The following is a 12,381-nucleotide window of genomic DNA, read 5'->3' as shown; positions in this document are numbered from 1 at the left end:
GACGATGAGCACAACCCGCTCCATTCGCATCTCCGCCCTCCTCGAGGACCGGGACTACGACCTTCAGCTCACCCTCGTCGCGGGTGAGAAGGGGCTGAACCGGACCCTCAACTCTCCGCGCATCCAGAAGCCGGGCCTGGCGCTGGCCGGCTTCACCGAGCACCTGCACCCGCACCGCGTCCAGGTGTTTGGCAACACGGAGGTCTCCTACCTGCGGACGCTCTCGGAGGACAAGCAGCGCGAGGTGCTCGCCAGCCTCTTCAACGAGGACCTGGCGTGCGTGGTGGTGACCAAGAACATGGAGCCGCCGCGGGTGCTGGTGGAGGCGTGCGAGAACTCCGGGCTGGCGCTGATGAAGACGCCGATGCTGTCCAGCACCTTCATCCAGCAGGTCCAGGCCTTCCTGGAGGAGGCCCTCACGGAGACGAGCAGCCTGCACGGCGTGCTGATGGACGTCTTCGGCGTGGGCATCCTGCTGCTGGGCAAGAGCGGCATCGGCAAGAGCGAGATCGCCCTGGACCTGGTGATGCGCGGCCACCGGCTGGTGGCCGATGACATCGTGGACGTGGCGCGCCGCAAGCCGGGCGCCGTCTATGGCGCGGGCAACCCGGTCATCAAGCACCACATGGAGATCCGCGGCCTGGGCATCATCAACATCAAGGACCTGTTCGGCGTGTCCGCCGTGCGCGAGCAGAAGAAGATCGAACACGTCATCGAGTTGCAGGAGTGGGACCCCAACCAGGAGTACGACCGGCTGGGAGTGGAAGATAGGTTCCTGGACATCATCGGGGTGAACGTGCCGCTGTCGGTGGTGCCGGTGCGTCCGGGCCGTAACATGGCCACCATCATCGAGGTGGCCGCTCGTAACCACCTGCTCAAGCTTCAAGGCCACCACTCGGCGCGCGAGTTCGCCGAGAAGCTCAATCGCGCTATCGCCGACGGGGCGATGCGTCGTACGCTGGGAGAAGAGGTCGAGTGAGCGCCCCCGCCAAGCACATCGTCATCATCACCGGCATGTCCGGCTCGGGTAAGTCCACGGCCATCCGCGCGCTGGAGGACTCGGGCTTCTTCTGCATCGACAACCTGCCGGTGCTGCTGCTGCCCAAGCTCACGGAGCTGGCCGGCAGCGGACAGATCGAGCGGATGGCGCTCGTGGTGGACGTGCGCGAGGGCATCTTCCTCAAGGAGGCGCCGCGCGTGCTGGACGAGGTCCGCCGCGCCGGGCACCAGGTGGAGGTGCTCTTCCTGGACTCGAGCGACGACAGCCTCATCCGTCGCTTCAGCGAGACGCGCCGCCGCCACCCGCTGGCGCCCACCGGCTCGGTGGCCGACGGCATCGCCGCCGAGCGCGGTGAGCTGAGGGATTTGCGCGAGCTGGCCGACCAGGTCATCGACTCGTCCGCGCTGAACGTGCACGACTTGAAGCGCATGGTGCAGGCGCGCTTCAGCCCGGAGCCGGCGACGGGGCCCTCGCTGTCGGTGATGTCGTTCGGCTACCGGCACGGGGTGCCGCCGCAGGCGGACCTGGTGCTGGACGTGCGCTTCCTGCCCAACCCCTACTTCGTGCCGGACCTGAAGGGGCTGACGGGGAAGAACCCCCGGGTGGCCGCGTACGTGCTGGAGCGCGAGGAGACGCAGCAGTTCCTCGAGAAGGTGGTGGACCTCTGCCGCTTCCTGTTCCCGCGCTACCAGAAGGAGGGCAAGGCGTACCTCACGGTGGCGCTGGGGTGCACGGGCGGCAAGCACCGCTCGGTGGCCATCGCGGCCGAGCTGACGCGCAGGCTCCAGGAGGAGATTCCCCGCATCCAGCTCTGGGACCGCGACATCGAGAAGGAGTAGGGCGGCCTTCGCAGCTCAGCGCCGTCCCACCTCCCACCAGCCGAAGTACATCGTCCGCTGCTCGGTGAGGTGCTCCCAGCCCGGAGCGTGGGTGTAGCGCAGCGGCACCAGCCCCGCCGCCGTCAGCGCCGAGGCCGTCTCCTCGAACGAGGGGAAGGACAGCCACACCGCCGGCCCCGCCGTCTGCACCTGGCGCCGGGACTCCTCGTGCCCCTCGAGCCCCGGCCGGCGCTCGAGCACCGTGAAGAGCATCCGCCCCTCGGGCTTCAGCACGGCGGCGAGGTGGCCCAGCACCCGCCGCAGGTCCTCGCAGAAGTCCAGGCAGCCGATGGCCAGCACCGCGTCGAAGTGCCCCAGCTCGGGCGGAACCGGCTCGTGGTAGCTGTGCACGCGCCAGGTGCCCGACGGCCGTCCCTGGCGCGCCAGCTCGAGCATCTCAGGCGCCAGGTCCAGCCCTACCACCTCCACGGAGGCATCGAGCTGCCGGGTGAGCAGGCCCGTGCCGCACCCCACGTCGAGCACCCGGCAGCCAGGCGCAACCCCGCCCGCCAGGAAGCGCTCCACACGGTCTTCATAGCGGTGCAGCGAGGGGAACAGCACCTCGTAGGCGGAGGCGATCTCCCCGTACACTTGCCGGACGTGCTCCTCGTTGCTCGGGGCGGCCATGAGGGCCGTACCTTAATCACCTGGGCCTCTGGAGAGAGGGGTTCTCCCACCTTCGGCGTCAGGCCCGGAGCGCGCTGGAAGCGGCACTACGCTCTGCGTTGGGTCCCCGGCCGGCGCAATACCCCTCCAGGGGAGAACCCTGGCCTCCAGGTCAGGGAGGATTCAGGCCTACAGGGAAAGCAACCCTACCTATTGCATCCTCTCCCCAGTCCGAAGGACGCTGGGGGGAGGAGGAATGATGAGGGCCAGTATCGGCCGACGAATGTATGTGTCCTTCGGGCTGCTCGTGGTGGCATTCGCTGTGCTCGGGGGAGCGCACATCGTCTCGTCCTACAGGCTCGCCAAGGGAGTCGAGTTCTCGCTGGAGCGCTCCTTCGCGATCGCCACGGCGCTCTTCGAGCTGAGGACGATCCACCAGCAGACCACCGTCCTGCTCTCCTCGAACGAGCAGGGGGCTCCGCCGCACCTGCGCGAGGAGCTCGACACGCTCGAGAAGAACTTCGGCGCCCAGATCAGCTCGCTGCGGCAGAAGGGCTACCCGGCCGCGCGGCTCGCCGACGTGCAGGGGCGCTTCAAGGAGGCGCTGAGCCTGGGCCGTGGGCTGCTCGCGAGCCGGGGCGCGGAGCGCGTCGAGTCCCAGTCCGCGCGCTTCCATGAGCAGACGCGCGTGCTCGAGCAGCTGCTGGAGTCCATGGCGAAGGAGGAGGCGGACCTGGTGCGCTCGTCCTTCTGGGAGCTGCGGCTGAACTTCAAGCGCGGCGCGTTCCTCTTCGCGGGCGGCGTGCTGGGCTGCATCGCCGTGGCGCTGCTGCTGGCCTTCGGGCTGAGGGGCTCGCTGGTGCACCCGCTCCGGGCGCTCACGTGGGTGGCGCACGAGATCAGCCAGAACGGAGACCTGACGCTCACCGTGCCCGTCCGCTCCGGAGACGAGGTGGGCCAGCTCGCCGATGCCTTCCGGGAGATGGTGGAGCGGCTGCGGACCATCCACCACGAGCTGCGCGCCTCCGGCGGCACGCTGGCCGAGTCCTCCGCGAGGATGCGCCGCTCCGCCGAGCAGCAACAGGAGACGGTCAGCAGCCAGGCCGCGGCGCTGCACGAGACGCGCATCACCGTGGAGCAGCTGCGGCAGACCTCCTCCACGGCCGCCCAGACGGCCGGGTCCGTGCTCAAGGTGGCCGAGCGCGCCGACACGCTCGGCCGCGCGGGCGAGGCCTCCATCGCCCTGGGCGTCTCGGGCCTGGCGGACATGGGCACCCAGGTGCAGGAGATCGCCCAGCGCATCCGCGACCTGGGGGCGAGCACCCAGCAGATCGGCGCCATCACCAAGACGGTGAAGGAGCTGGCGGACCGCTCCAACATGCTCGCGCTCAACGCCGCCATCGAGGCGGTGCGCAGCGGCGAGCACGGCAAGGGCTTCGGCGTGGTGGCGCGGGAGATTCGCTCGCTCGCCGACCAGTCCATCGAGGCCACCCTGCGGGTGCGGGAGATCCTCGACGCGGTGGGCCGCGCCGTGGCGGAGACGGTGAGCATCACCCAGCGCAACGCCGAGCGCATGCAGGCCGGGCTGGAGCAGGTGCGCGCCACGGGCGAGAACCTGCGCGAGCTGTCCGCCCTCATCCGCGACAACACCTACGCGGTGCGGGAGATCGTCGCGGCCGTCAGCCAGCAGGACCTGGGCATCGCGCAGATCTTCGGCGCCGTCATCGAGCTGTCCAAGATGATGGAGGACACGGAGAAGGAGCTCGACGCCACGAAGAACGCCGCGGTGATGCTCGACGACGTCTCCCGGAAGCTGACCGAGGTGGTGACGCGCTACCGGGCGTGAACGGCGCTTGACGGGAGGAAAACCCCTGGACAAGCATGCGGGCCCCTGGGCCGGCCATTGCTCATCAGGTTGTAAGAGCACCCTCTCTGACCATGCTCATCCATTCCCGTCGTCCTGGCTCCTTCGAACGGGGACGCGCGGCGTGTGTTCTCCTCCTGGCCTGTACGCTGCTGGCTGGAAGCGCGAGCGCCTATGAAGGCGCCGGGCTGCAGCGGGGGCCGACGGACGGTGGAGTGCCACCCCCCGCGCCCCAGCTCACCAAGGCACCCGAGCTGCTCAGGTTCGTCGAGGCCACCTATCCGCCCGAGGCGCTCGCCCGCAACGAGTCGGCGGAGGTGGCCTTCTTCATCGACATCGACGAGACGGGCAAGGTGATTCAGGCCGAGGTGACGCGCTCGGCGGGGCCCGAGTTCGACGCGGCGGCGCGCGAGGCCGTGCTGCAACTGGAGTTCTCTCCGGCCGAGGTGGACCACAAGCCCGCGCCGGTCCGCATCGAGTACGTCTACCACTTCGTCCCCAAGCCGCCGCCGGAGCCGCCGCCGGAAGCCGTGGTCGAGAAGCCCATCAACTTCCGCGGCCGGGTGCTCCAGCGCGGCACGAGAGATCCCGTCGCCAACGCCACGGTGTTCCTGCCCGAGCAGGGGCTCACCGCGGAGACAGGTGAGGACGGCTCCTTCGAGATCCGCGGCGTGACGCCCGGGCGCATCAAGGTGGAGATCTCCGAGCCGGGCCACAAGAAGTTCTACACCATCGAGGAGGTGCGCGAGGGCGAGGTGACCGACCTCACCGCGTACATCTGGAAGAAGATCGAGAACGGCTTCGAGACGGTGGTGGTGGGCGCTCGTGAGAAGAAGGAGGTGGCGCGGCGCACGCTCCAGAAGCAGGAGGTGCAGAGCGTCCCGGGCACCTTCGGCGACCCGCTGCGCGTGCTGCAGAACATGCCCGGCATGGCGCGAGCCCCCTACATCTCGGGGGCCCTGCTGGTGCGCGGCGCCCAGCCGCAGGACACCCAGGTGATGATCGACGGGGTGCCCATCCCGCTGCTCTACCACTTCGCGGGTGGGCCCTCGGTCGTGAATGCGTCCTTCATCGACCGGATCGACTTCTTCCCGGGGGCCTATGGCGCGAAGTACGGGCGAGCCATCGCGGGTATCGTGGACGTGGGCACGCGCCCGCCCGAGCCAAAGCGCCTGCACGGCCAGGTGGACATCGACCTGCTGGACTCGGGCTTCTACGTCGAGTCGCCGCTGAGCACGAAGAAGAACTACGGCTCGCTCGCGCTCTCCGCGCGGCGCAGCTACATCGACGTGCTGCTGCCGCCCATCCTGGAGGCGGTCCGCGAGCCCGGCGCGGCCTCGACGGTGGCCTCGCCGTACTACTGGGACTACCAGGCGCGCTACGACTTGAAGCTCGGCAAGGACCAGCTCGGGTTCGTGGCGTTCGGCTCGAGCGACCTGCTGGAGCTCTCGCAGAGCGGCTCGGAGGAGACGCAGCCCTTCTCGCTGGACACGCTCCAGGCGTTCCACCGGTTCCGCTTCTCCTGGGACAGGCGGACCGACTCCGGCTGGCGGGTGGGCCTGGCGCCGACGGTGGGCCTGACCATCTTCAACTTCCGCATCGGAGATCAGTTCAAGGGAGACATCACGTCGCGGGACGTGAACGTGCGCGGGTCGGCCGAGAAGGAGCTCATCAAGGGGCTCACCTTCGAGACGGGCATCGACCTCAACGCGAACTACTACTCGATCGGCTTCGAGTTCCCGGGGGTGGCCCGGCCGGAGGACACCGAGCCGCCTGCTCCCCTCGTCATCGACCAGGACGTGAACATCTCCACCTACGCGGCCTACGCGGAGGCGGTCTGGTCGCCCATCGAGGCGCTGAAGATCGTCCCCGGCGTCCGGTTCGAGGGCTACCAGCTCCCCGGCGGGTTCCGTCCCTCCCTCGAGCCTCGGCTCGCGACGCGCTACGCGGTGAACGACGTGCTCACCGCGAAGGCGGCGGTGGGCCTCTTCCGACAGGCCCCGCAGCCGGGGGAGATCGCCCCCACGTTCGGCAACACGGAGCTCGGGCTGCTGCGCAGCCGGCAGACCGCCGGAGGCATCGAGTGGAAGCTCACCGACGCGGTGCTCCTGGACCTCCAGGGCTTCTACAACTGGCGCGATCAGCTCGTCGTCGAGTCCGAGGACTTCGTGGAGCGCGACGGCAAGCGCGAGCCCGAGGTCTACAACAATGACGGCCGTGGTCGCGCCTACGGTGTCGAGGTGCTGCTCAAGCACGAGCTCACCGAGCGCTTCTATGGATGGGTGGCCTACACGCTCTCGCGCTCCGTGCAGTTCGACGAGGACGTGGAGGCCTTCGTCCCGGTCGAGTTCGACCAGTCCCACATCCTCACGGTGGTGGGCTCCTACAAGCTGGCCAACGGCTGGGAGCTGGGAGCGCGCTTCCGCCTCACCTCGGGCCGGCCGGAGACGCCCATCACGGGGGGCACCTTCAACGCGGACACCGGCCGGTTCTTCCCGCTGGAGGGAGCGCCGGGCTCCGCGCGAGGCGCCACCTTCCACCAGTTGGATCTCCGCGCCGAGCGCCTCTGGACGTTCGAGCGCTGGAGGCTGTCGGCCTACCTGGACATCCAGAATGTCTACAACGCCTCGAACCCGGAGGCGACGCTCTGGGACTACCGCTACCGCGAGAACGCTCCGCTCCGGGGGCTCCCGTTCCTTCCCACCTTTGGCGTCAAGGGAGAGTTCTGATGTCCGCCCGTCTGATGATGCTTCCGCTCGGTGGGCTGCTGGCGCTGTCGGGCTGCACCTATGACTTCGAGCGCTCGAGCGAGGTCGTCGATCGCCGCATCCTCGCCATCCAGGTGGATCCGCCGGAGCTGACCAGTGGGGCCTCGCAGCCCGACTCGGTGCGGGCGCGCGCGCTGGTCGCCGACCCCGCGGACCAGCTGGCCGTCGCCGAGGTGCGCTGGTGGTCCTGCCTCCTTCCGCCACGCTCCAACGCGGAGGCGGGGGAGGGCGAGGACCAGCTCTGCACCGACAGCAACACCATCGTCATGGAGACGAGCGGCAGCGCGGCCATCAACTCCGTCTCCCAGAGCATCCCGCTGCCGGAGAACGTGGCCGGGGTGCTGGCCGCCGGAGAGGACGTTCCCGCGCCGCAGCTCCAGCTCCAGCTCGAGGTCAGCTCCGACAAGGGCCCCCTGACGGCCGTGAAGAGCGTCGCCGTGACGGCGGTCCTGCCGGAGGGGCAGGAGCCCAACCGGAACCCGGTGCTGAAGGGGCTCACGCTGGACGGCGAGGACTGGCTCCCGGACACCCCGAGGACGCTCAAGTACGGGGACTGCCCGGAGGAGGACAAGGAGGAGGTGGAGGCGGCCGACGAGAGCCTCGTGAAGGTGTGCGAGCACGACATCGAGCCCCTCTTCGACGAGTCCGAGGCCCAGTTCTACGAGGCGCGGGGCATCACCGGAGAGCAGGAGCTCCAGCGCGAGCGGCTCATCTTCTACTGGTTCACCGACAAGGGCTCCTGGCAGCGCAACCTCACGCGGCAGAAGGACCCGAGAGACCCTTCGCCCGACAACGTCGGGCCCAAGGCCTCCTGGCGGGAGCCGGCCGAGAAGACCGAGCGGGTGAGCGTCTGGGTCGTCGTCCGCGACGGGCGCGGTGGCACCAACTGGGAGCGCCGCGAGGTCCTCTTCGAGTAGCCCCCGTCAAGCGCGCGCGATGATGTTGCATTCGTGTAGATTCGACACTAAGCTTGGTGTCGAAGTTACACGGAAAGGAGCGGGCCATGCCCATCCGCTACATCAAGGCTGCGCCGACGACGTACGTCATCCAGTTCCAGGACGGGAAGGTGAGGCGGGAGGGCCCCGGGCTCTCCTTCCTGTACTGGGCTCCAACGACGACGCTGGTCGGGGTGCCGCTGGCCAGCGCGGACGTGCCCTTCGTCTTCAATGAGGTGACGCAGGACTTCCAGGCGGTGACGCTGCAGGGGCAGCTCACCTACCGGGTGGCGGACCCCAAGCGGCTGGCCTCGCTGCTGGACTACTCGATCGACGCTTCGGGGCGGTACCTCTCCAGCGATCCAGAGAAGCTGGAGGAGCGCCTGGTGCAGGTGGCGCAGGTGCGCGCCCGCACGGTGGTGCAGGGCATGGCGCTGCGCGAGGTGCTGGGGCGCGCGGACGTGGTGGAGGGGCAGGTGCTCGGGGCGCTGTCGGACTCGGAGGCCATCCGCCTGCTGGGCGTGGAGGTGATGGGCTTCTCGCTCCTGTCGGTACGGCCCACGCCGGAGATGGCTCGGGCGCTGGAGGCCGAGGCGCGCGAGGGGCTGCAGCGCCGCGCGGACGAGGCCATCTACGCCCGCCGCAACGCCGCCGTGGAGCAGGAGCGCCGCATCAAGGAGAGCGAGCTGTCCACGGAGCTGGCGGTGGAGGAGAAGCGCCGGCAGATCCGCGAGGCGCAGATGGCGGCGGACATCGCCGTGGAGGAGCAGCGCGCGGCGCTCATGGAGCGCTGGACGCAGAACGAGCGCCAGGCGGCGGATGCGCGGGCCTACGCGCTGGAGAAGGTGCTCAACCCCGTCAAGGGCGTGGACTGGAAGACGCTGCTGGCGGCCAACGGCGGAGGGAGCGACCCCAAGCTGAACATCGCCCTGGCCTTCCGGGAGATGGCGGAGAACGCGCAGAAGATCGGCGAGCTGAACATGTCGCCGGAGCTGCTCAGCGGGCTGCTGGGCCCCTCGCAGCGCGAGCCGTCCGCCGAGCCGCCGCGCGGCCGGGGCAACAAGTGAGGGCGCCATGTACGAGAAGATCGTCCTCGTCACGCGCAAGACGCGGCTGGCGGAGCTCATCGAGCGGCTGAACACCCGGGCCCAGGCGCGCTTCTACCTGGAGCACGCCGGGCAGGACTTCGAGGACTACGCCCGCGAGGACGACACCTATCGCCGGGCGCTGGACGGGCTCCACGGCGCCCTGGCGTTCGGGCTGCCGGTGCAGCAGGTGGACCGCTCGCTGGTGCCCACCTTCCTCTTCAGCGGCAAGGAGCTGGTGGTGGCGGTGGGGCAGGACGGGCTGGTGGCCAACGTGGCCAAGTACGTGGACCGGCAGCCGCTGGTGGGGGTGAACCCGGATCCGACCCGCTTCGACGGGGTGCTGCTGCCCTTCCGGGTGGACGGGGCCCGGGCGGCGGTGCGGCGGACGCTGGAGGGCAAGGCGAGCATGCGCGAGGTGACGCTGGCCGAGGCGCGCCTGGCGGATGGGCAGCGGCTGCTGGCCTTCAACGAGCTGTTCCTCGGGGCGCGCACGCACGTGTCCGCGCGCTACACGCTGCGACACGGAGAGACAGCCGAGCCCCAGTCCTCCAGCGGCGTCATCGTCTCCACGGGGGCCGGCTCCAGCGGCTGGCTCTCCTCGGTCTTCACCCTGGCCCGAGGGCTCACCTCCTCCACGGGCGGGGTGCCGGGGAGCACCTGGCGGATGGGCTGGGAGGACCCCCGGCTGGCCTTCGTGGTGCGTGAGCCCTTCGTCAGCCGCCACTCCTCGGCAGACCTGATCAGCGGCTTCGTCACCGCCGAGCGGGAGCTGGTGCTGGAGTCCCGCATGCCCTCGGGGGGCGTCATCTTCAGCGATGGGGTGGAGGAGGACTTCCTGGCCTTCAACGCCGGGGCTACCGCCCACGTCAGGCCGGCGGCGCAACGGGCCCGACTCGTGGTGTCGTCACTCGGGTGAGCGGGAGGTCACAGATGTCTCGGGAGACTGCTAGTCTTCCTCGAAGTCATGCTCACACTCTTTACAAGGAGCGGGAACTGGGTGGTGGTGTGGATCGTGCTCGTGGCCTCGGCATGTAAGCCGACGGAGCCTGCGGGCGCTCGGCCGCCACCGGACATGAACAGCCGCTTTCTTGGTGTCTCTCAGTGGGTAGGGACGTATTCGGTCAGGAGTAGCAGCAAAGGTGAGCGGTCCCTCGAGGGACTGACAGAGGCGTGGGATCGCACGATGTGGAGTTGGGGCATCGTGGAGCTAGAGCACCGCGCTCCTCTCCGATCCGCTCTTGGCCCTGCACCAGTCTTTCACGAGGCCCGGTTTCAATCGACCCTCACTACGGAGAGTGGCAGCCAAGTCGAGAGGGAGCGTTGCTCTGGGAGTGGAAGTCTCGCGGCCACCCTGGAGTTTTCTGCTACCGGCCAGTACAGGCTGTCGTTCAGCGACGTTTTTGCTCCTTGTGAGGGGAGCATCACCCTCGATGGGCAGGAGATCCCGGCCGGCACCTCCGTGCGCCTGACGCCACCAGCGGAGAAGCTGTTTGTGTCTCTTCCCACGGAGGGGTTGAAGTTGAGTGAGACCGTGACCTTCTCGACGGATGACGAGACAGGGCACTCCACGGACTGGGTCGTTCAGTGGAATCTTGCGCCCAGGAACTCAGAGGCGGAACTCCTGCTTGAAGCGGAAGGCTATGACGCGTGGCGTCCCCTGGCATTCGTGGGCACTCTGCCTGCTGATGAACTGCCACCCGTGGGGGTGACAACTCTCGGATCTTCGCTCCTTCGAGCCCCGAAGGAGGTAGCTCCCGGGCCGCAGCCCATGCGCGCGGGGGCAACGCTGCGTCTTCGAGCGCTGGTCATCCCGATTGGGCCGTTCCTGCCAAAAAAGGCGGCGAGAATCTCCTTTGTTCTACGCTCTTCAAAGGTCCCTGGGGTGGCCATGAATTCGCCACTGTCAGACGGGGAGGCAAGCCCCCAGGATATCCAGTTCGAGCGGGAGCCCAACGAGACGTTGGGGCTGACCTTCGTCAGCAAGGATCGTGTCGAGACGCCAGCGGGCGAGTACACGCAGGCTGCTGCGGACCTGTCGTCGTTCGACTTCGGCGCCTACGGCGAGGTGACCGCCATCGCCGAGATGGCTGATGGAACACTGCTTGTAGCGAAGGTGCGCGATGAGGGGGACTCCTTCCACTTGCTACCGCTTCGCATCCCAAAGCGAGCGCCAGACTCGTTCGTGGCGGATGTGTGGAAGAGAGAAAACGGCGCCATGGCACTGGCGGACTCGTACGACGGCGAACGCCTGCCTGGCGGCGGAGGAGACGGCCACGCGGGCGATGGTCTTACCCTCTATGAGGAGTACCGGGGCTTTATTGCGGATGGAAGCTGGTTCTCCACCAATCCTGAGACGGTGGACTACTTCCTCTATAATGAACTGGAGGGCGATGCAGTGGCGGGCATCAATCTCTTCAAGAGGGCTACGAGACTTCAAGTCCACGCGGGCTTCAACTTCAGCAGTGGGGACTTCGATCCAACAACGCGAGTCGCCAACTTCAACGCCCTCCATGATGGTGGGAGACATCGTGTCGACCAGCACCTCGTCATGCTCACAAGGTCCAGCCAGGAAAGAAGGAGATCCCAAACCCAAGGAGGGCCTAGCACCCCGAAACACGCTGGCGTCATTGAACTCGCGCGCGAAATCCCTCCTCGCGAACTTGCCAACACCGTGGCCCATGAACTTGGGCACTCCGTTGACATTCCCCATCATGGGGAGGGAGCACGGAGGGACGTGGCCTGGCGGAAGCAGCCCGATGGTCGCTTCCTTGAGGTACCCGGAATGGATAACGGGCCAGCAGGTGACGTGGTCACCTTCAAACAGGAGGGGACAGGCTTCGGGCTCACACTGCCCGACTCACTTCCCGCTGTCATTGTCTCGACCGCGCATGGTGGGCTGTTCAGCGGCGATGAGACCTGCTTCATGCGGTACGCCTCAGCCCGGGCCGTCATTCGCTCTGGTGAGCGCTCGGTTCGGTACTTCCTGCTGCAGCCAGAGCCACTCGGTACGACGCTCTGCTCCGACGGCAAGGGCAAGACCTTCAACAGTGATGGGCTGTACCCGGACGGGACGGTCCGTACCTCACGGCACGGGGATGCGGCTCCCAAGCGGGGAGATTGTGTTCACCACGTTTGCGTCAATGACGCCCACGGTCATCCCCCACGGAACGCCCCATGATCTCGCTCTTTCGTTTCGGGCTGCCTCTCCTTCTAGGCTGTGCTTCGATGGCGGAGGCCGCCGG

Annotated in this window: 9 protein-coding genes; 8 read left to right on the top strand and 1 reads right to left on the bottom strand. The window is 68.1% G+C overall.

Features of this window, described 5'->3' with window-relative positions:
* Positions 1–4: 4 nt before the first annotated feature.
* Together hprK and rapZ are read left to right on the top strand one after the other, a co-directional pair.
* Positions 5–979, top strand: a complete 975-nt coding sequence (gene hprK, locus KY572_RS20555; protein WP_224244598.1) for an HPr(Ser) kinase/phosphatase — start codon at positions 5–7, stop codon at positions 977–979.
* Positions 976–1,839: an RNase adapter RapZ gene (gene rapZ, locus KY572_RS20550; RefSeq protein ID WP_224244597.1), complete on the top strand. Its 864-nt coding sequence runs from the start codon at positions 976–978 to the stop codon at positions 1,837–1,839. The genes hprK and rapZ overlap by 4 nt, the downstream gene beginning before the upstream one ends.
* A gap of 15 nt (positions 1,840–1,854) precedes the next feature.
* Here rapZ and KY572_RS20545 read toward each other — a convergent pair whose 3' ends face one another.
* Complete coding sequence (locus KY572_RS20545) at positions 1,855–2,505, bottom strand: class I SAM-dependent methyltransferase (RefSeq protein WP_224244596.1); 651 nt, start codon at positions 2,503–2,505, stop codon at positions 1,855–1,857.
* Positions 2,506–2,740: 235 nt separating this feature from the next.
* On the opposite strand from KY572_RS20545, the gene KY572_RS20540 reads away from it, so the two are divergent.
* The 6 genes from KY572_RS20540 to KY572_RS20515 all read left to right on the top strand — a co-directional run bounded on the left by KY572_RS20540 (position 2,741) and on the right by KY572_RS20515 (position 12,317).
* Positions 2,741–4,330 (top strand): methyl-accepting chemotaxis protein, encoded by a 1,590-nt coding sequence (locus tag KY572_RS20540; protein WP_224244595.1) that lies wholly within the window; start codon positions 2,741–2,743, stop codon positions 4,328–4,330.
* A gap of 92 nt (positions 4,331–4,422) precedes the next feature.
* Complete coding sequence (locus tag KY572_RS20535) at positions 4,423–7,077, top strand: TonB-dependent receptor domain-containing protein (RefSeq protein WP_224244594.1); 2,655 nt, start codon at positions 4,423–4,425, stop codon at positions 7,075–7,077.
* Positions 7,077–8,033 carry a hypothetical protein gene (locus KY572_RS20530; RefSeq protein WP_224244593.1) on the top strand — a complete coding sequence of 319 codons (957 nt, stop codon included), beginning with the start codon at positions 7,077–7,079 and terminating at the stop codon, positions 8,031–8,033. Before KY572_RS20535 ends, KY572_RS20530 begins: the two co-directional genes overlap by 1 nt.
* A gap of 86 nt (positions 8,034–8,119) precedes the next feature.
* Positions 8,120–9,118, top strand: a complete 999-nt coding sequence (locus KY572_RS20525; RefSeq protein WP_224244592.1) for an SPFH domain-containing protein — start codon at positions 8,120–8,122, stop codon at positions 9,116–9,118.
* A 7-nt stretch (positions 9,119–9,125) separates the two neighbouring features.
* Positions 9,126–10,055 (top strand): diacylglycerol kinase catalytic domain-containing protein, encoded by a 930-nt coding sequence (locus KY572_RS20520; protein WP_224244591.1) that lies wholly within the window; start codon positions 9,126–9,128, stop codon positions 10,053–10,055.
* 48 nt (positions 10,056–10,103) lie between these two features.
* Positions 10,104–12,317, top strand: a complete 2,214-nt coding sequence (locus tag KY572_RS20515; protein WP_224244590.1) for a hypothetical protein — start codon at positions 10,104–10,106, stop codon at positions 12,315–12,317.
* Positions 12,318–12,381: the final 64 nt, after the last annotated feature.

Source organism: Hyalangium gracile, from assembly GCF_020103725.1.
GTDB classification, from domain to species: domain Bacteria; phylum Myxococcota; class Myxococcia; order Myxococcales; family Myxococcaceae; genus Hyalangium; species Hyalangium gracile.
This window is presented reverse-complemented; position numbering and strand designations above follow the sequence as displayed.

What these genes read in the sequence shown, in the direction of transcription:
- hprK (WP_224244598.1), top strand. Translation starts at nt 5, where the DNA reads ATGAGCACAACCCGCTCCATTCGCATCTCCGCCCTCCTCGAGGACCGG.
- KY572_RS20545 (WP_224244596.1), bottom strand. Translation starts at nt 2,505, where the DNA reads ATGGCCGCCCCGAGCAACGAGGAGCACGTCCGGCAAGTGTACGGGGAG.
- KY572_RS20540 (WP_224244595.1), top strand. Translation starts at nt 2,741, where the DNA reads ATGATGAGGGCCAGTATCGGCCGACGAATGTATGTGTCCTTCGGGCTG.
- KY572_RS20535 (WP_224244594.1), top strand. Translation starts at nt 4,423, where the DNA reads ATGCTCATCCATTCCCGTCGTCCTGGCTCCTTCGAACGGGGACGCGCG.
- KY572_RS20530 (WP_224244593.1), top strand. Translation starts at nt 7,077, where the DNA reads ATGTCCGCCCGTCTGATGATGCTTCCGCTCGGTGGGCTGCTGGCGCTG.
- KY572_RS20525 (WP_224244592.1), top strand. Translation starts at nt 8,120, where the DNA reads ATGCCCATCCGCTACATCAAGGCTGCGCCGACGACGTACGTCATCCAG.
- KY572_RS20520 (WP_224244591.1), top strand. Translation starts at nt 9,126, where the DNA reads ATGTACGAGAAGATCGTCCTCGTCACGCGCAAGACGCGGCTGGCGGAG.
- KY572_RS20515 (WP_224244590.1), top strand. Translation starts at nt 10,104, where the DNA reads ATGCTCACACTCTTTACAAGGAGCGGGAACTGGGTGGTGGTGTGGATC.